This is a genomic window from Pseudomonas sp. GW821-FHT07G06, assembly GCF_058986625.1.
Map to the genome: position 1 here is coordinate 214,549 of NZ_JBYSVW010000007.1, position 17,495 is coordinate 232,043.

Below are 17,495 nucleotides of genomic sequence, written 5' to 3' on the forward strand. Positions count from 1 at the left end.
CGGCACTGCGACGCTGTCCTTAGGTGCGCTGCAGGATGGTTACCGATACCGAACGACCCAGCGCCGCGTTGTGCGCAAGTGCCGTCCGGACACCGTTGTCGTGCCTGGACGGCGCCGTGCCGCGCAACTGCCAGACCAATTCAGTGATTTGCGCCAGCCCCGTTGCTCCCGGAGCATGGCCGCGACCGAGCAATCCGCCGGAGGCGCAGACATCGACCGAGGTGCCGCGACTGTTGCGCCGTTCGCGCACGAAGCCGTCGATACCTTCCTCCCGGCACAAACCCAGGGCGGCGCTGTACACCATGAAGTCACCGACGCTCTGGTCATGCAGCTCCACGGCCTCAATCTCGTCGGCACCGATACCGGCGTGCTCATACGCCAGCTGCGAAACCCGCCGGGTCGTGGCGCGCCCCAGCACATCGAGCACACAGCCGGACTCCTGCTCGGAGGCCAGATCGCTACCGCGCACACAGGCCCTTACGGCCACCCCGCCGCGGGCGCCGTAGCGGGCCAGGAAACCCGGGGTACACAGCAGCACCGCCGCCGCACCGCTCGCCGGCGGGCAAAGGTAGCGAGCCCGCCAGCCATCGAGGGCCGTGCAGCGGTTGAGCACGGCCATGGGGTTGAGCATGGCCTTGCTCCGGGCCTGACTGAGGACCTGCTCGAAGCTGCTCTGGGCCACGCCCATGCGGGTCAGCAACCAACTGGTCTGGGCCGCGAACAGCGCGGCTGGATGCTCGCGCCGGGCAAAATGAGCCTGGCCGGCATCGGTCTGGCCGAGGCCGTCCCAGGCCTGCGGCGCGCTATCGTCCAGACCAAAGAAGGCGCGGTGGGTAACGTTCGCCGGCATGCATTCGAAGCCCAGTGCCAATGCGCATTCGGCCTGACCGGACAACACGCTGTGACGCGCCAGCTGCAAGGCGCTGCTGGCTGCCGTGCAGCCGTCCGCGAGGGTAAATACCGGGACACCGGTCAGGCCGACCTGGGCCAGGACCTGCTCAGTGCAACCGACAGCGCTGCTGACGCAGGCACTGAACACCTGGTCGACCAGGTCATAGTCAATGCGCGCATCGTCGAGCGCCTGGCGGATCGCCCTGCCCGCCAACGCAGCGACACTGTCGCCAGCGCCCAGCGGGACAAACGCAGACATGCCCACCCCCGCAATCAGCACGCTTTGACTCATACGCCTTACCTCGATAGTCGGCTGATGCCGATCCTCTCTTGTCTTCGAGCAACGCTCGGCAAGCGGCAGATCCGCCGGGCCGGGTTGGTTCAAGTGAGGTCCAGACTATCGGTCAGGCACGATCCAACCCCCCCATCGTCAGGGGGGGTGGAAGAACAAGGGGGGGGGGAAAGATTTCCAGAGAACTGTAGGAGCCAGCCTGCTGGCGATGGACTCCAGTGCGCCGCGTTCATCCAGTTCACCCGCGTTATCGTTAACGACCATCGCTGGCAGGCCAGCTCCCACAATGGACCGTGCCCACGCGAGAAAACTGTAGGAGCCAGCCTGCTGGCGATGGACTCAAGCGCGCCGCGTTGAACCAGGTCATACGCGTAATCGTTAACGACCATCGCTGGCAAGCCAGCTCCCACAGGGGACCGCGTCCGGGTCCAAACCAGTGAAAGCCCAAAAAAGGGGCCTTGACGGACACAGTATCTGTGGCGAGGGAGCTTGCTCCCGCTGGGGCGCGAAGCGGCCCTGAAAATGGGCCTGCTGCGCAGTCCAGCGGGAGCAAGCTCCCTCGCCACAGGCTGCTTATTGTTCGCTCAATCTCTTAAGTGAATGCGCGAGCAGAAGGATCAGGTTTCAGCTGGCAGGATCGAGGATGCCAAGCATGTAGGCACGATCCACCACATGCTTGCGGGTGCCGGCCTGGAACTTGCCGAACAGGTTCTTCAGGTGCCATTTCACGGTTTCTTCGCCGACATTCAGCGCCAGGGCGATCTGCTTGTTCGACAGGTTACGGGCGAGCAATTGCAAGACTTCGCGCTCCTTGGGTGTCAGCAACCGGCTGGGCGACACCGTGCTGGTCGCCAGTGGCGTCGGCGCAGGTGGAGGTGTGCCTTGCGCAGCGGTCGGGGGTACCTCGTGCCGGATCTGGCGCAACCATTTGAGCAATTGCGGGTGGGTGTCTTCGACAATCCGCCGCAGGCCGTTTTCCTCGGCCAGGCTGATCGCTTCACGCAGGCAGGCCAGGCCGTTGCCGCCCGACTCGTGGAGCGCCAATGCCTTGAGCAGTTTGATCTGCACGATTTCACGGCCGCGACGAATGCGCTCGGCTGTTTCGCCGGCACGCTCCAACAGCTCCAGCATTCCTTGCCAGTCACGTTGCACATGGGCGATGTAGACCTTGGCCAACATCACCATCAAGGCCAGTTCCGGCCCGAGCAAGCCTGTCTGTTCATGCGCGACCTGCGGCACCTGGGCATCGAGCCGGCGCCCCAATGCCAGGCAGGTATCGGCCCGGCCTTGCAACGCGTGCAGGCGAATCTGCTCGGCCAGGGCGGCAATGCAGAAACGTGCAATGCCGCGCTCTTCGCCGAGCACGAACAGCGCCTCGAGCAAGTCATAACCGCGATGGCCCTGGCCCTGCAGGACCGCCAGGCGAGAGGCGGTGACAAAACCCAATACAATCGCATCCGGAGAAGCCAGGCGCTCGACCACGTCCAGACGGTTGGCCAGGACCGTGGCGGCTTCTTGCAACTGATCGCGCTCGAGCAACACTGTAGCCAGTCCGCTGGCCAACATCACCGCCACCGGACTGCGTCGGCCAATGTCCTGTTCGGCGCGAGCCAGGCTGTCGCGCAGCGCTCTTTCGGCCGGCACGAGGCGACCTTCGCAGACATAGCTGAGGCCCACCACCCATTCGCCAAAACCGCGGATGGCGTCCAGGCCTGAGCTCCAGGCATACAAGGGTGCCCGCTGAAAGATCCGTCGAGCTTTTTCCGGTTGGCCCTGAAACAGGGTCAGGCGCGCGATCTGGTTGGCGAAGACTGCCTGTAACTTGATCTCGCCAGTCGGCAAGGCGTCCACCCAAGGGGTCACCAGCGCCAGCGATTCGTCCGGCCGGTCGGCAAAATAGGCGGCGGTGGCAACAATCATCGCTGCTTCGCAACGCGTGCTGTCATCGGTCGCCGGGGCCTGCCGGAGACCGGCGACCAGACGCACCGCTTCCTCATGCCGGTCGCTCATGGCCAGGGACCAGGCGGCCGCCAGGCGCATGCGCGAACGCGATTCGACCTCCTGCGCCGGCAGCTCCTCCACCCATTCCAGAACCCGGCTGAACTGCCCGCGCAACATGATTTCGTACAGGCATTGCTCGATCATCTGATACGCCTGGCGGGTGCGCCCGGCCAACAGATAATGACGCGCCGCCTGCTCCGGGAATTCATGGGCCTCGAGCCAGCTGGCCGCCCGCTCATGCAGGTCCAGGCGTCGGGTCTCGGGCAGACTGGCAAAGCGCCCGAGCAGGAATTCCCGGGCCAGCGGGTGGATACGCACCCACTCACTGTCCACGCTTTCGACAAAAATCGGCGTCGCCACGCACAGCTCCTGCAAGCGCAAGCCGGCCTGCTCGTCGCCGCTCAAGGCGATGCACAGGGATGGATGCAACATCTCCAGTAGCGCAATGCTGATCAGAAACTCAATCTGTTCGGCGGGCAGGTGGGCGATCAGGGTGTCGACGAAATAGCGCCGTATATCACCGGTCCCAGCCGACAGCTCTTCGACCGCCGCGACCACGCTCGGGCTTTTTTCGATGGAAGCGATCGCCAGTTGCAGGCCCAGTGACCAGCCCTCGGTGGCCTCGTGCAAGCGCACGCACAGGTCCGGATCGATACGATGGCCGAAGCGGCTGCTGAGGATCGCCACGGTTTCCTCCACCCGCAGGCGCAAGGCGTCCGCACCGATGACGACATAGAAGCCGCGGGCCTGCAGGTCGGCCACCTGCAGGTTCAGGCGCCCACGGGAGGCCATGATGATGCGCAGGTTGGCCGGGGCATTGTGCAGCAGGTAGGCCAGGCAATGCCGCACAGTGGCTTCGGGCAGCCGGTCGGCTTCGTCGAGCATCAGCACGATTTCGCCCCCCAGGTCCGCGACCTCGGCCAACCAGTCGGTCAGCCCTTCCATCTCGTCGCGGCCGGGTCCGGGCATGCGCTCCAGGAAACCGGCAAAGGTTGCCCGTCCACTGCCTATGGCCATGGCCGCGGACAGTCCCCCGGCGAATCGAACGCCATCGTCATGTTCATCGAGCGTCAACCAGGCCACCACCGCCCCACGGGAAAGAAACTCCCGGCGCCACTGGGCCAGCAGAAATGTCTTGCCGAACCCCGCCGGGCCTTGCACGGCAATGGCCATCTTGTCCGCCAGGGCCGCGGAGTCGATGCTCAGCCGCTCACGCATGTGAGCGGTTTTCTGACTTCTCGGTGGCGTGGTCTTGAGAACCAGTTCCGGTGCAATGCGATCCATGGGGGGCCCTTTGGACTGGGGTACAAAGTATCGCTGGTTATAAACGATAGTCCCGGAACTGTTCGCGCAATTTCATTTTTTGCACTTTACCCGTTGCGGTATAGGGCAGTGCCTCGACGAAAGCCACCGCGTCGGGCAGCCACCACTTGGCCACATGGTTCTGTAAAAAGCCGAGCAACTCGTCTCGCGTCGCCAACATGCCCTGGTTGAGCACCACCACCAGCAACGGCCGTTCCTGCCATTTGGGGTGAGGCACGCCGATGACCGCCGCTTCGGCCACCGCCGGGTGACCGCAGGCAGCGTTCTCCAGGTCAATGGAGGAAATCCATTCGCCGCCGGACTTGATCACATCCTTGGCCCGATCGGTGATCTGCATGTAGCCATCCGGGTCGATGGTGGCGATATCGCCAGTGACCAGCCAACCCTGTTCATCGAGCAAGTCCCCGCCCTCGCCCCGGTAATACTGGCTGGCGATCCACGGCCCCTTGACCCGCAAATGGCCGGACGCCTGGCCGTCACGGGGCAGTTCGACACCGTCTGCATCGACGATTTTGATCCTTACCCCGAACAACACCCGGCCCTGCTTGGCCTGCAGGTCGATGCGCTCGTCGAGCGAGGCGTCGCGGTGCTTGGGCAAGGCATTGCAAACCGTGCCCAAAGGCGACATCTCGGTCATCCCCCAGGCTTGCAGCACCCGGGCGTCAAAACGAGTCTCGAAGGTTTCCACCAGACTGCGCGGCGCCGCGGCCCCACCCATCACGACCCGGTTCAGGCACAGGTCCGCGGTCGGCATCAGCCCGGCGTTTTGCACATGCTGTTGCAGGCTCATCCACACCGTGGGCACGCCCAGGGCCAGGGTGACTCTTTCGCGCTGCATCAAGTCATACAGGCTGGCCCCGTCGAGGTCCGCGCCGGGCAGGACCAGGCGCGCGCCGCACATCGCCGCCGAATAGGGCATGCCCCAGGCGTTGACGTGGAACATGGGCACCACCAGCAGCGCCGTATCGGCCGAGGACAGGTTGAAGCCGTCCGACGTGCAGGTGGCCATCGAATGCAGCAAGGTCGAGCGATGGGAGTACAACACCCCTTTCGGATTTCCGGTGGTGCCCGAGGTGTAGCACAGGGAGGCCGCCACGCGCTCATCCAGGCAGGGCCAGGCGAACGTCTCGGGTTCATCGCCGATCAGGTCTTCGTAGCACAGCAGGTTGGGCACGACGATGGGCGGCATCTGGCTGCGTTCGGCCAGGGCGACGAACGCCTTGACCGTGGTCAGTCGTGGCGCAAGCTGCTCGATCAGGGCCGCGAACGACAGGTCGAAAAACAGGTACTGGTCTTCGGCATGGTTGGCGATGAACTCGATCTGCTCGGCAAACAGCCGCGGGTTGATGGTGTGCAGCACTGCGCCCATGCCCGAGACGCCATAGAACATTTCCATGTGCCGGTAGCCGTTCCAGGCCAGGGTGCCGACCCGCTCGCCGGGCTGTACGCCGAGGTTTGTGAGGGCATTGGCCAGTTGTCTGGCACGCCGGCCGATGTCGGCGTACGTGCAGTGATGCAGCGTGCCGTCCTGCAGGCGCGAGGCTATCTCGACCTGGGGGTGCGAGCACACCGCGTGCTCCAGTACCGAAGAAATGAGTAAGGGGTGATCCTGCATCAGACCCAGCATGGCAATCGCTCCGTTGTGGTTTTTGTAAGGTTCGGGCGGTTGTATTCTGCGCAGGCGCCGGGCATTTATTTGATAAAACGCGCCAATCATTTGATACTTCGCGCCATTCATCCTCAAAGGCGTGTGCCATGGATACTCATCTCATTCGCAGCATGTGCCTGTACGGTGCCCGCGAACTGATCGCCGACCTGCACGGCGACCCCTGGCGAGTGGCCCATGGGGCATCGATTGCCTCGCAGTCGCTGGACCAGCTGGACGTCCTCCTGCCGGTGCCGAAGGTGGTGCATTTTCTCGACCTGGCCGCCCGGGAAACCGGTCGCGAGGACTTCGGGCTGCTGCTGGCACAGAAGCAAGGGATGGGCGTATTGGGCAGTGCGCTGCTCGACATCGTCAGCGAAGCGACCACGGTGGGCGATTGGCTCGAACGCCTGTCACGCTACTTCCACGTGCTGATGTCCGGTGCCCTGGTGCACCTGGAGCAACACGAACTGGGAATGACCGTGCACTACGAAGTGACCGCGACGGCCGGAATCGACGAAACCCAGTCCGTCCACCTGGGCCTGGCCCTGCTCGCGCGCAAACTGCGCGGCGCGCTGTATCCGCAGTGGTCGCCGGAACGCGTGATGCTGCGTTGCCGGGAACCCCATAGCCGCGCCAGCTACACACGGATGTTCGGCCAGAACGTGTTCTTCAATCAGGAGTGCAACGGCATGCTGCTCAGCCACCAGGTGCTGGCACATCCACTGAACGAGCAACAGCCCTTCTCCCGCCCCGCCCTGCTTGACTACCAGCGGGAAAACCAACAGCGACGCAACCGTAGCCCGGCCTCGGCAACCGAAGACTCGGTGCGCAAACTGCTGTCCAGCAGTGGCGCGCCCCTGGACGCCGTCGCCCTCAATCAACTGCAGAGCCGCCGCACCCTGCAACGCAGGCTGGCCGGCAGCGGTACCACCTTCCAGGCCATCAAGCAGCAGACCAAGCTGGACCTGGCCCGCAAATACCTGAGCCAGACCGACTTGAAGCTTTCACAGATCGCCGAGGTGCTGGGTTTTTCCAGCCTGAGTGCCTTCAGCCGTTTTTTCCACAACGCCCAGGGCTGCGCGCCCAAAGCCTACCGAGCGCAGGCTGCGGGCACGAACCCGCGGTTCACTTCGCCTTAGGCGGCCCCGGGAAACGGGTTAATCCGATTGCGACTAATGCTTAGTGCTTATCGTGATTAACCTCGGTGGAAAGTTCCGGCCCAGCAGCAATACTCCACTCTGTTTCGAAAACCATTCGAGAATAGCGTGGGGCAATAAGTCATGAACTTGAGCGTCTGCGAAGCGAAAGAATCTCGACTTTCGTTAATCAAGCGATGCCTGCGCCAGCCGTTACTGCACTTTTTAGTTGCCGGTTTTGCACTCTTCGTACTGTACGGAGGTTTGCACCGTTCAACGGTCAATCAAGATCCGCAACGCATCGAAATTACCCCTGAAGTTGTCCAGCGGATCGCGATTTCCTGGCTGGCACGATGGCAACGCCCCGCCTCGGAGCAACAGTTGCAGGCCCTGATCGATGACTATGTGAAAGAGGAAATCCTCTATCGCGAAGCACTCAAACTTGGCCTGGACAAGGACGACACCATCATTCGCCGCCGACTGGCGCAAAAAATGGATTTCCTCGCCGAAGATGTCGCCTCACTTCGCGAACCGGCCCCCGGTGTACTTGAGGCCTGGTACAACCAGCATCAGGACCAATATGCCCCGCCACCCCTGGCGACCTTCCATCATGTGTTCTTCGCCCTGGACAAACGCGGCGCGGATGCACAGGCCCAGGCTCAGGCCGCGCTGAGAGGGCTGACTGACAGCAACAGCGCTGAAGGCGATGCCTTCATGTTCAAAAGCGCCTACATAGAGCAATCACAGGATCAAGTGGCGCGGGTCTTCGGTTCAAAGTTCGCCCTTTCGTTGTTCCAGCAAACGCCGGGACGTTGGGTGGGGCCTGTGGAATCAGGTTTTGGCTGGCATCTGGTGTGGATCGATACGCTGGCCAAGCCACCGGCACCGCCCTTCGAAACCGTGGCCCAGCAGGTCAAGTCCGATTGGTTGTCCGAGCAACGCAGCGAATCGAAACGCGCGAACTTCGATGCACTCAAAGCACGCTATGAAGTCGTGGTGATGATGCCTGCTTCCGCCGCTGACGTTGCCGCTATCCAGACGGAGCGGCCGTGATGAGGCGCAGGGTCTGGCTGCTGTTGCTGCTCGGGTGCATGGGGCTGAGTGCCATGGCCCATGAGTCGCGTCCCGCGTACCTGGAACTCAACGAAACGGCTGCCGGGCGCTATGACGTACTGTGGCGCACGCCGGTGCTGTCAGGCATGCGCTTGCCGATTGCGCTGCGGTTTGCCCAAGGTGTGCGCACTGTCGTTGACCCGGTGGAAAGCCAACTGAACGATTCACTGATCGAACGCAGGGTCATTGAAGCCGGTCCCGCCGGCCTGGTCGGGCAGCGCATCGAGTTTGTCGGCCTGCAAGCGAGCATCACCGATGTGCTGGTGCGTGTCTCGCGCCTGGACGGCAGCCTGACCACCACCCTCGTCCACCCCGCGCAACCCTGGATGGAAATCGCTGCCACGCCGGGAATGTTCTCGGTGGCCGGTGCGTTTCTGGTCCATGGCGTCCAGCACATCCTCGGGGGCTTCGATCACTTGCTGTTCGTCTTCGGTCTCCTGCTGCTGGTGGGTAATGGCTGGATGCTGGTCAAGACCATCACCGCCTTCACCCTCGCCCACTCCATCACCCTGGCGCTCGCAGCATTGGGGGCGGTGCAGCTTCCCGGCCCGCCTGTGGAGGCGACGATTGCCCTGAGCATCCTGTTGCTGGCGGTGGAAATCGTCCGCAAGAACCGTGGCGACGTCAGCTTCACAATCCAATGGCCATGGGTGGTGGCGTTCTGTTTTGGCCTGTTGCACGGCTTTGGTTTTGCCGGTGCGCTGGCGCAGATCGGCTTGCCCCAGCGCGACCTGCCGCTGGCGCTGTTCACGTTCAATGTCGGCGTCGAGATCGGCCAGTTGATGTTCGTCGCCGCCGTGCTGTGCCTGCGAGCGCTGTTGCTGCGTTGCCGGCTGCCACGGTCCGCGGTCCTGTATGCCCGACCGATTGCAGCCTACGGGTTGGGAACCCTGGCGGCCTTCTGGTTTTTCGAACGAGTCTCGAGTTTCTGGGCCTGAACTTCACCCTGTCACTGCCGTATTCCGGAGACGTGGAATATGAAAACCCCTACACACCTCACCACGCCGTCACTGCTCGGTTGCGCCGTGCTCACTGTCAGCTCGTTGGCATGGGCAGAGGGCAACCCGGACCGCGAGGTTTACTTTGGCCAGACGCACTCGCACAGTTCCTGGTCGATCGATGCCTACCTGATCGGCAACCATCAGGTCGATCCCGAGCAGGCCTACCAATACTCGCTTGGCATGCCGGTCAAGCATCCGATGGGGTTTGAAGTGCAGCTCAAAGGTCGACCGCTGGATTTCCATGGCGTGACCGATCATTCGGAATACGTGGGCGTGATCGCCCTGGCCAACGATCCGAAGTCAGACTTCAGCAAACTGCCCATCGCGCAAAAACTGATTGCCAAGACGCCGGCGGATTTCAACCGGGTGTTCAAGTGGATCGCCGGCAGCTTGAACAACCCCATCAAGGAACTGATTGATCCGAAGGTGGCCGGCAACATCTGGCAGCAGAACATCGCCATCGCCGACAAGTACTACAAGCCCGGCAAGTTCACCACCTTCGTCGCCTATGAATGGACCTCGGCACCGAACAATCAGAACATGCACCGCAACGTGTTTTTCCGTGACTCGAAGAAGGTGCCGGACCTGCCCTTCACGGCCCTCGACTCGAGCAAACCCGAGGACTTGTGGAGCTGGATGGACGATCAACGGAAAAAGGGCAACGAAATACTGGCGATCTCCCACAATGCCAACCTCAGCAACGGCCTGATGTTTCCGGTGGACGTCGATGACCGTGGCCGCCCCATCGATGCGGCGTGGGCAGAAACGCGGATGCGCAATGAATCCCTCACCGAAATTCACCAGGTCAAGGGCACTTCCGAAACCCACCCGGAACTGTCGCCAACCGATGAATTTGCCAATTATGAAATCATGAGTTTCCTGATCGGCATCGACAACAGCACCTCCAAACTCAACGGCAGCTACATCAGGCAAGCCTGGCAAAACGGCATGGCCATGCAGGAAGCCCGCGGCTACAACCCGTACAAGATGGGCGTGGTCGGCGCCAGCGACTCGCACAACGGGGTGATTCCCTATTCGCAGAGCAACAACTTCGGCTCCCACGGCTTCACCGACAGCACCCCGGCGGCGCGACTTTCCGGCAAACAGAACTCGGGCATGATGGCCCTGCAAACCAGCACCTCCGGTCTGGCCGGCGTCTGGGCGGAAGAAAACACCCGTGAATCGATCTTCGATGCCATGAAGCGCAAAGAGGTGTACGGCACCAGCGGCGTGCGCATCCCCGTGCGCATGTTTGGTGGCTGGGGCTTCGACAGCAGTCTGTGGAACGAAAAGGACTGGGTGCATGCCGCCTACGCCAAGGGCGTTCCCATGGGCGGCGACTTGCCGGCAAAACCGGGTAAACAGGCACCGTCCTTCGTCGTATGGGCGGTCAAGGATGCCGACGATGGCAACCTCGACCGCATCCAGATCATCAAGGGCTGGACCAAAAACGGCCAGACCTTCGAGAAGGTCTACGACGTCGCCTGGGCCGGTGATCGCCAGCCGGATCCGGTCACCGGCAAAGTCCCTGCGGTGGGCTCAACCGTCGATGTTTCCAAGGCGACCTACACCAATACCATCGGTGCCACCGAGCTGAAAAAAGTCTGGGTCGATCCGGACTTCGATCCGGCCCAGCACGCGTTCTACTATGCCCGCGCGCTACAGATCCCGACCCCGCGCTGGAGCACCTATGACGCGGCCAAGCTGCAGGTACCGCCACCGGCCGACGTCTCGCCCACCGTCCAGGAACGCGCGTGGACCTCACCGATCTGGTACACGCCGACAGCCGAGGACAGCAAGACTGTCGCTGGCGGCAAAACCATCGATCAACTGAAAACCGAAGGCGCCAAAGCGCTCACCAACGAGCAGTTGCAAACCTTCGTGGTGGGCAAAACCATCAAGGTGCGCAACACCGTCACCGGCCAGACATTCGAAATCGTCTATGGCACCGACGGCCAACGCCTGGTCGCCAGCGTCGACGGCAAGCCGCCCGCCGAGGGGGAATACCTGAACATGCTGCATGGCGGTCAGTTCGGCGTACCGGCCAAGTATGAAATCAAGGACGGGCACCTGCTGACAACACTCGGCGGCACACCTTTCGAGGCCACGGTGTTCGAGCAGAACGGCAAGTACGTGGCGGCTCGCAGCAACGAATTCGGTTATGTGAATTATGAGGTTGAAGCGGTCAAGTAGCATCCTTCGCACAGCCATCCCTCGCACCGGGGATGGCTGGAAGGATAGACCTCACTCGACCAGGCCTTCTCGAACCATGTCGAGAAAGGTCGTCAAGATACGCCGCGAGCTCTGCGCGCGCAGGCACACCAGTGTCTCGGTGAAATGCCGCTGGCAGTCAACGATCGGCAAGCCGCGAACCCGTGAATCCGAGCCCAGTTCGGCGGCCGAGACGACCCCGACGCCCATGCCGATCGCCACCGCCTCGCGCGCGGCTTCACGCCCCTCCACTTCGATGGCCTTGCGGATGTGCAGGCCCGCCGCTGCCATCTCCTCTTCCAGGGACAAGCGCGTGACCGAGCCTTGCTCGCGCAGGACCATGGGCGTGTCGTGCAGGTCGGCCAGGCAGATGGACTCTCGTTGCGCCCAGGGATGGTCATGGGCGACGAAAGCGAGCATGGGATCGCTGCGCAAGTGCAGTGTCATCAAGCGGTCGTCTTCGATGTCGCGCCCCAGCAGAGCGATGTCGGCCTGGTGACTGAACAACCGCTGCAGGACCTCATCGGTATTGGCGGTTTCGATCTTCACATCGATACCGGGGTAACGGCTGCAGAAGCGTGAGACATAGGGCAGGACGTGCACCGGCGCATCCACGGCAAGGTTCAGGGTCCCGGTCGACAGGGTGCGGTAGTCCGTGAGCATGTCGTGGGCATCGACACTGATATCGAACAGGCGCTGGGTCAGGCCGAACAGCCGCTCGCCCACTTCCGTCAGGCGCACCAGGCGCTTGTCGCGGTAGAACACCATCACCCCGTAATAATCCTCGAGCTTGCGCACCTGGTCGGATACCGCAGGTTGCGACAGGCAGAGTTGCTCGGCCGCCCGGGTGAAGCTGCCATTCATGGCGACGGCGTGAAACGCCCTGAGTTGGGTATGGGAAATCGTCATCGGTGCACCTTGCTATAGGTTCAACTTATTCGTTCATACGATAAATCGATTTTATTTATGAACAGTGAACTGCAAGCATGATTTTCACAAGTGCCGTCCCTCGTATCCCTCCAGGAATGCCCTATGGAAATTGAACGTTTCGCTGCGACAAAACGCCGTTCGGACATGGTTCGCTACGACACCCATCTGTACATCGGTGGCCAGGTTGCCACCGATCTCAGTGGCGATATCGAGGCACAGACGCGCGAGGTGCTGGCCGCTATCGAGCAGCTTTTGCTCAGCGCGGGCAGCAGTCGCGAGCGGGTGCTTTCGGTGCGCATCCTGCTGGCCCATCGCGAAGACTATGAAGGGCTGAACCGGGTCTGGGACGAGTTTTTCCCTGAAGGCCATGCCCCCACACGTGCTTGCACCCTGGCGCAGCTGATCGACCCCGGTTGGCGCGTGGAAATGATCGTGGTCGCCGCGTGCGGCTGATTGCGTCCCCAACCCTGCCTCGAACCGATCCAACGGAGATGACCCCATGCGCCCCTACTGGCTGGACCAGGCCCTGAAGAATCAACCCGCTGCGCCCTGCCCTGCGCTGCAACAGAACACCCGCGCCGATGTCTGCATCGTCGGCGGTGGCTATACCGGTCTGTGGACCGCCATCATGCTCAAGGAACAGAATCCCGAGCTGGACGTGGTGATCGTCGAAGCCGACATCTGCGGTGCCGGTGCCAGTGGGCGCAATGGCGGCTGCGCGCTGTCATGGTCGGCTAAGTACTTCACCCTGGAGCGCTTGTTCGGCGTCAAGGAGGCGATACGCCTGGTCAAGGAATCGGAGCAGAGCATCTACGCCATCGGCACCTTTTGCGAAAAGTACGCGGTGGATGCCGATTACCGTCTCGACGGCACGCTCTACACGGCGACCAACCGCGCCCAGGTCGGCTCGACCGACGGGGTGATCGCGGCACTGGAGCGCCATGGCATCAACTCTTTCGCCAAATGTGCGCTACCTGACGTGCAACGCATGTCTGGCTCGGCCCGGCACATCGAGGGCTGGTTCTCGCCGGCGGCTGCCAGTGTGCAGCCGGGCAAGCTGGTCCGTGGGCTGCGCCGGGTGGCACTGGAACTGGGCGTACGGATTTACGAGGGCACACCGATGACCGGTCTGGAAGAAGGCATGCCCGCCAGCGTCAATACGCCGAATGGCAAAGTGACCTGCGACCGGGTCGTGCTTGCGATGAACGCCTGGATGGCCCGTGCCTTTCCACAGTTCTCGCGTTCGGTGGCCATTGTCTCCAGCGACATGATCATCACCGAGCCGCGACCGGACTTGCTCGAGCGGATCGGCCTGACCAGCGGGGTCACCGTGCTCGACTCGCGGATTTTCGTGCACTACTACCACAACACCCCGGACGGCCGGATCATGCTCGGCAAAGGGGGGAACACCTTTGCCTACGGCGGTCGCATCCTGCCCGTGTTCGACCAGCCATCGCCCTACGCAGGGCTGTTGCGCAACACGCTGACGGAGTTCTTTCCGGACTTTGCCGACGTCGGTATCGCCGCCACCTGGAACGGCCCTTCCGATCGCTCGGTCACCGGCCTGCCTTTCTTCGGCCGCATGGGCGCGAGCGGCAACGTCTTCTATGGCTTCGGCTATTCCGGCAGCGGCGTGGGTCCGTGCCATATGGGTGGGCAGATCCTGTCGTCGCTGGTGCTCGGGGTGGACAACCCCTGGACGCGCTCGCCGCTGGTGCAAGGTCCGCTTGGGCATTTTCCGCCGGAGCCGGTGCGCTACCTGGGCTCATTGATGGTGCGTAACGCCATTCGCCGCAAGGAGCATGCTGAAGACCACAACCGACCTCCCCGTCGACTTGACGTGCGCCTGGCGAAATTCGCGGCGGCCGCCGGCAAGGCGGACAAGGGATAATCGCCTCGCCCTCCAGGCGAAATTTCACGCTGACCCACAGAAAACCCCGCCCGGTCATGCACCGCGCGGGGTTAATCCGCTTCCTGTCAATTCATGCGTGCAGCGAACGGCGCGTGCTCCGGACAAGTGCATTGCCACTTATAAGCTCAGCTTGTTTGTGACATGTGATAAATCGATTTCAGTTATTTCTTGCCAGATGTTTTTATCCATCCATGCATCACTCCCCACAAAAACAACATCGCCGGAGAAGATCATGACCAAAGCCGAATTCCCGACTACCCAGCCACTGGCAACCCCTGCCTTGGGTGAACCCTACCTGCTGACCCCGGGCCCGCTGACCACTTCCAAAGCGACCAAGGAAGCCATGCTGCGCGACTGGGGATCATGGGACGGTGCCTTCAATCAGGTCACCGCTGAAGTTCGCCAGAAACTGCTGGGCATGGCTGGCGTAGAGGATGACAGCTTCGCCTGCGTGCCACTGCAAGGCAGCGGCAGCTACTCGGTCGAGGCCGCGTTGGCCACCGCCATCCCGCGTGACGGCAAAGCCCTGGTGCTGATGAACGGCGCCTATGGTCAGCGCGCCACCAAGACCCTGGAGTACCTCGGTCGCGCGTTCATTACCCTGGACAAGGGCGATTACCTGCCGCCCCAGCCCGAAGAAGTGGACGCCCTGCTCAAGGCCAACCCTGACGTCACCAACGTCTTCGTCGTCCATTGCGAAACCAGCTCCGGCATCCTCAACCCGCTGCGTGAAATCGCCGATGTCGTGAAGGCCCACGGCAAGAGCCTGATCATCGATGCCATGAGCTCCTTCGGTGCCGTGCCGCTGACGGTGAAGGACATAGCCTTCGACGTGGTGGTGTCCTCCGCCAACAAGTGTATCGAGGGTATCCCGGGCTTCGGTTTCGTGATCATCCGCCGTTCCGTGCTGGAAGCCGCCAAAGGTCGCGCCAACTCGCTGTCCCTCGATCTCTTCGAGCAATGGGCCTACATGGAGCGCACCGGCCAATGGCGCTTCACGCCGCCGACCCACAGTGTGGTGGCGTTCCACAAGGCGCTGGAACAGCACAGCGACGAAGGTGGTGTGCACGGCCGGTTGGCGCGCTACACCCGCAACCGCGACGTGCTGGTTGCCGGCATGCGTGAACTGGGCTTCAAGACACTGCTGGAAGACCGTTGGCTGTCGCCGATCATCACCACGTTCTTCAGCCCTGAACATCCCAACTTCGATTTCACGCGCTTCTACGAAGAACTCAAGGCCCGCCAGTTCATCATCTACCCCGGCAAGTTGACCGTTGCCGAGAGTTTCCGCATCGGCTGCATCGGCCAGATCGACGAATACATCGTCCACCAGTTGCTCCGTGCAATCGCGGACAGCCTGGTTGCCATGGACGTGGACATGTTCAAGCCCGCGGCCTGATCGCCCCCTTTAAAGGTCTCTGCCGATTCGAGCGAAGGTGCAATGGGTAGCACCTTTGGGCAGGGATCTTTTTTTAAACCATGGATTCGATGACGTACCGCTCGGCAGCGCCGGGCAGGAGTCAGCGATCGCGTAATTCATGAATCGAAGCCTGATGCCATTCGCACGTTCATCTGTTGATGTCGTGCGAATGGACAGACTTGTGCACCGAAAACAAAAACAAAAACCGACCAATTTGCGCTGTCTGGCACCACATACGGGATCAGTACACCATGAACAACACGACAAGCCCCCTCGCCACCGGCTGGAAATCCCTCCAGCGTTGGCGCGTGCAGATTTTCCTCATCACCTGGGTGGCGTATGCCGCCTTCTACTTCACCCGCAAAGCGTTTTCCGTGGCCAAGCTGGGTATCGGCGAAGACCCGAACTTCATGCTCGAAAAGGCCGTGATGGCCAACCTCGATGCCCTGTACCTGACGGCCTATGCCGTGGGCCAGTTCCTGTGGGGCAACTTCTCCGACCGTTTCGGACCAAGGGTGGTGGTCCTCAGCGGCCTGGTCATTTCGGCGGCGGCGGCGCTCCTGATGGGGACCTACGCCACGCTACCGATCTTCGTCTCCTGCATGCTGGTGCAGGGCTTCGCCCAATCTACCGGTTGGTCGGGCCTGTGCAAGAACGTCGGGAGTTTCTTCAGTACCAGTGAGCGTGGCCGCGTACTCGGTTACTGGAGCACCTCGTACGCCTTTGGCGGTCTGGTGGCCACGCCGTTTGCCGGCTGGTGGGCTTATCAGGCCTATCACGACTGGCGCATCGCGTTCATCAGCAGTGCCGTTGTCGTGCTGGTGGTGGCGGTGTTGTTCTATTTCCTGCAACGCAACCGTCCGGAAGACGTAGGCCTGCCTGCTGTCGAAATCGAGATCGAACCGGTCAGCAACGTCGTGGTTCCCCGCGAAAGCATGTGGGCCGGCATACGGACCGTGATGAAAAATCGCACCGTGCTGGTGCTCGGCCTTGCCTATTTCATGCTCAAGCCGGCGCGCTACGCCATTCTGCTGTGGGGCCCGGTGATCATCTACGAACGCATGCCCGAGATCGGCAAGGTAGCGTCCGCCATCGTCCCCACCTCGTTTGAACTGGCAGGCCTGGTAGGCCCCATCCTCATCGGTATCGCCTCAGACAAATACTTCGGCGCTCGTCGCATACCGGCCTGCGTGCTCAGCCTGGTGGTCCTCACTGTCTGCCTGGGACTGTTCGTTCCCGCCATGCAAAGCGGCAGTCTGTACATGGTGGTCGGCCTGCTGTTCATGATGGGCCTGACGCTGTACGGGCCGGACTCGATGATCAGCGGCTCGGCGGCCATCGACTTCGGCAGCAAGGACGGGGCTGCCTCCGCCGCGGGCTTCGTCAACGGCTGTGGTTCGGTCGGTGCGGTCCTTGGCGGCCTGCTGCCGGGTTACTTCGACACCATCACCGTGTTCCTGGTGTTCACCGGCGCCGCACTCCTGGCCAGCCTGATGCTGGTGCCCTTCTGGAACAGCCGGCCGAAAACACTGGAAAACCCGCTGCTGGTATCGACCCCGGTACAACCGGTCATTGTCGGCACCACGCCTTGAATTCGTACTACCCACTCACCTTTCC

Annotated in this window: 12 protein-coding genes; 8 read left to right on the plus strand and 4 right to left on the minus strand. The window is 62.2% G+C overall.

The window, feature by feature from the left end; all coding sequences use genetic code 11:
* Positions 1-19 precede the first annotated feature (19 nt).
* From AC3WJW_RS14290 to AC3WJW_RS14300, 3 genes are all read right to left on the minus strand, one after another.
* Positions 20-1,183, minus strand: coding sequence for a thiolase C-terminal domain-containing protein (locus AC3WJW_RS14290; protein ID WP_493726446.1), 1,164 nt, complete (start codon positions 1,181-1,183; stop codon positions 20-22).
* A gap of 624 nt (positions 1,184-1,807) precedes the next feature.
* Entirely contained in the window at positions 1,808-4,468 is a 2,661-nt protein-coding gene (locus AC3WJW_RS14295; RefSeq protein ID WP_493726447.1) for a winged helix-turn-helix domain-containing protein, read from the minus strand.
* Between the two features lie 37 nt (positions 4,469-4,505).
* Positions 4,506-6,134: a 3-(methylthio)propionyl-CoA ligase gene (locus tag AC3WJW_RS14300; protein WP_493726448.1), complete on the minus strand. Its 1,629-nt coding sequence runs from the start codon at positions 6,132-6,134 to the stop codon at positions 4,506-4,508.
* 128 nt (positions 6,135-6,262) lie between these two features.
* On the opposite strand from AC3WJW_RS14300, the gene AC3WJW_RS14305 reads away from it, so the two are divergent.
* The 4 genes from AC3WJW_RS14305 to AC3WJW_RS14320 all read left to right on the plus strand — a co-directional run bounded on the left by AC3WJW_RS14305 (position 6,263) and on the right by AC3WJW_RS14320 (position 11,598).
* Positions 6,263-7,294 carry an AraC family transcriptional regulator gene (locus AC3WJW_RS14305; protein WP_493726449.1) on the plus strand — a complete coding sequence of 344 codons (1,032 nt, stop codon included), beginning with the start codon at positions 6,263-6,265 and terminating at the stop codon, positions 7,292-7,294.
* Positions 7,295-7,435: 141 nt separating this feature from the next.
* On the plus strand, positions 7,436-8,344 hold the full coding sequence (locus AC3WJW_RS14310) for a peptidyl-prolyl cis-trans isomerase (protein ID WP_493726450.1): 909 nt from the start codon (positions 7,436-7,438) through the stop codon (positions 8,342-8,344).
* Positions 8,344-9,342, plus strand: coding sequence for a HupE/UreJ family protein (locus tag AC3WJW_RS14315; RefSeq protein ID WP_493726451.1), 999 nt, complete (start codon positions 8,344-8,346; stop codon positions 9,340-9,342). Before AC3WJW_RS14310 ends, AC3WJW_RS14315 begins: the two co-directional genes overlap by 1 nt.
* Positions 9,343-9,381: 39 nt before the next feature.
* Positions 9,382-11,598 (plus strand): DUF3604 domain-containing protein, encoded by a 2,217-nt coding sequence (locus AC3WJW_RS14320; protein WP_493726452.1) that lies wholly within the window; start codon positions 9,382-9,384, stop codon positions 11,596-11,598.
* Positions 11,599-11,649: 51 nt separating this feature from the next.
* On the opposite strand, the gene AC3WJW_RS14325 is transcribed toward AC3WJW_RS14320, so the two are convergent.
* Positions 11,650-12,525, minus strand: a complete 876-nt coding sequence (locus tag AC3WJW_RS14325) for a LysR substrate-binding domain-containing protein (RefSeq protein ID WP_493726453.1) — start codon at positions 12,523-12,525, stop codon at positions 11,650-11,652.
* Positions 12,526-12,648: 123 nt separating this feature from the next.
* Between AC3WJW_RS14325 and AC3WJW_RS14330 the strand changes: the two genes are divergently transcribed.
* The 4 genes from AC3WJW_RS14330 (at position 12,649) to AC3WJW_RS14345 (ending at position 17,470) form a co-directional block, all read left to right on the plus strand.
* The gene (locus tag AC3WJW_RS14330) at positions 12,649-12,999 is read left to right on the plus strand and encodes a RidA family protein (protein ID WP_493726454.1); all 351 of its coding nucleotides are present in this window, start codon (positions 12,649-12,651) and stop codon (positions 12,997-12,999) included.
* A 46-nt stretch (positions 13,000-13,045) separates the two neighbouring features.
* Positions 13,046-14,437, plus strand: coding sequence for an FAD-dependent oxidoreductase (locus AC3WJW_RS14335; RefSeq protein WP_493726455.1), 1,392 nt, complete (start codon positions 13,046-13,048; stop codon positions 14,435-14,437).
* Between the two features lie 253 nt (positions 14,438-14,690).
* Positions 14,691-15,857 carry a 2-aminoethylphosphonate--pyruvate transaminase gene (locus AC3WJW_RS14340; protein ID WP_218486302.1) on the plus strand — a complete coding sequence of 389 codons (1,167 nt, stop codon included), beginning with the start codon at positions 14,691-14,693 and terminating at the stop codon, positions 15,855-15,857.
* Between the two features lie 272 nt (positions 15,858-16,129).
* Positions 16,130-17,470: an MFS transporter gene (locus AC3WJW_RS14345; protein ID WP_493726456.1), complete on the plus strand. Its 1,341-nt coding sequence runs from the start codon at positions 16,130-16,132 to the stop codon at positions 17,468-17,470.
* Positions 17,471-17,495 lie beyond the last annotated feature (25 nt).

Excerpts from the sequence above, each read along its gene's own strand:
- AC3WJW_RS14290 (WP_493726446.1), bottom strand. The coding sequence starts at position 1,183 with ATGAGTCAAAGCGTGCTGATTGCGGGGGTGGGCATGTCTGCGTTTGTC.
- AC3WJW_RS14295 (WP_493726447.1), bottom strand. The coding sequence starts at position 4,468 with ATGGATCGCATTGCACCGGAACTGGTTCTCAAGACCACGCCACCGAGA.
- AC3WJW_RS14300 (WP_493726448.1), bottom strand. The coding sequence starts at position 6,134 with ATGCTGGGTCTGATGCAGGATCACCCCTTACTCATTTCTTCGGTACTG.
- AC3WJW_RS14305 (WP_493726449.1), top strand. The coding sequence starts at position 6,263 with ATGGATACTCATCTCATTCGCAGCATGTGCCTGTACGGTGCCCGCGAA.
- AC3WJW_RS14310 (WP_493726450.1), top strand. The coding sequence starts at position 7,436 with ATGAACTTGAGCGTCTGCGAAGCGAAAGAATCTCGACTTTCGTTAATC.
- AC3WJW_RS14315 (WP_493726451.1), top strand. The coding sequence starts at position 8,344 with ATGAGGCGCAGGGTCTGGCTGCTGTTGCTGCTCGGGTGCATGGGGCTG.
- AC3WJW_RS14320 (WP_493726452.1), top strand. The coding sequence starts at position 9,382 with ATGAAAACCCCTACACACCTCACCACGCCGTCACTGCTCGGTTGCGCC.
- AC3WJW_RS14325 (WP_493726453.1), bottom strand. The coding sequence starts at position 12,525 with ATGACGATTTCCCATACCCAACTCAGGGCGTTTCACGCCGTCGCCATG.
- AC3WJW_RS14330 (WP_493726454.1), top strand. The coding sequence starts at position 12,649 with ATGGAAATTGAACGTTTCGCTGCGACAAAACGCCGTTCGGACATGGTT.
- AC3WJW_RS14335 (WP_493726455.1), top strand. The coding sequence starts at position 13,046 with ATGCGCCCCTACTGGCTGGACCAGGCCCTGAAGAATCAACCCGCTGCG.
- AC3WJW_RS14340 (WP_218486302.1), top strand. The coding sequence starts at position 14,691 with ATGACCAAAGCCGAATTCCCGACTACCCAGCCACTGGCAACCCCTGCC.
- AC3WJW_RS14345 (WP_493726456.1), top strand. The coding sequence starts at position 16,130 with ATGAACAACACGACAAGCCCCCTCGCCACCGGCTGGAAATCCCTCCAG.